This is a genomic window from Paraburkholderia sp. RL17-373-BIF-A (assembly GCF_046030175.1).
GTDB lineage: Bacteria > Pseudomonadota > Gammaproteobacteria > Burkholderiales > Burkholderiaceae > Paraburkholderia.
In genome coordinates this window covers 1-612 of the sequence record NZ_JARESO010000378.1, presented here as the reverse complement: position 1 = coordinate 612, position 612 = coordinate 1, and the positions used below count along the sequence as shown (strand labels likewise).

Annotated in this window: 1 protein-coding gene; it reads right to left on the bottom strand. The window is 62.1% G+C overall.

All coding sequences use genetic code 11. The features are described from left to right. Positions 1 to 58: 58 nt before the first annotated feature. A complete protein-coding gene (gene tnpA, locus P0D80_RS50960; protein WP_408296524.1) occupies positions 59 to 523 on the bottom strand; it encodes an IS66-like element accessory protein TnpA in 465 nt (154 codons plus the stop codon). Positions 524 to 612 lie beyond the last annotated feature (89 nt).

The window sequence follows — 612 nt, the reverse complement described above, 5'->3', positions numbered from 1 at the left end:
CGGAAGTCGATCGGCTCACGATGCAGGAACACCTTCAGGTCCGCCTCGAACCGGAACATCAGCGCGCTCCCAATGCGATAATCATCGCGCTCACGAGTGCGGCATCGTGTCCTGAACATTCGAGCTCAAGCATCACGCCGTTGGGCAATCTGGCCGACAGTCGTGCACCCTGTGTCGCCGGTGGCGACGGGACCGCGCACTCCCGCTCATGCGTGGGGCGCGCAGCAAGTGCCGTAGCCGACACCGGCGCCGTGTCATCGATTGCGACGACCGGCACGAAGGCCGGCAACCCAACAGCCGTGTTGCCTCTTGCGGGGGCAGTTGATTGTTCGCGCAACTGGACCCACTTGCGCAACTGGTTGGCATTCACCCCAGCCTTCAGGGCCAGACCCGACAGCGATGCGCCCGGGTGCAGGCAGGCGTCAACCAGTCGCTGCTTGTCTGCTGGGTCGAAACTGCGCTTGCCACCGACACCAACGCGTGTCACCCGCAAGGGCAAAAAGGTCAGGTCATTCTCGGTCATGGATTGCGTCCGCAAGTTTGGGTTGCGGACGCAATCGTGGACCTTCTCAAACGCAGAAGCTAGGTGCGCGAAAACTAGCGCTTACCTTA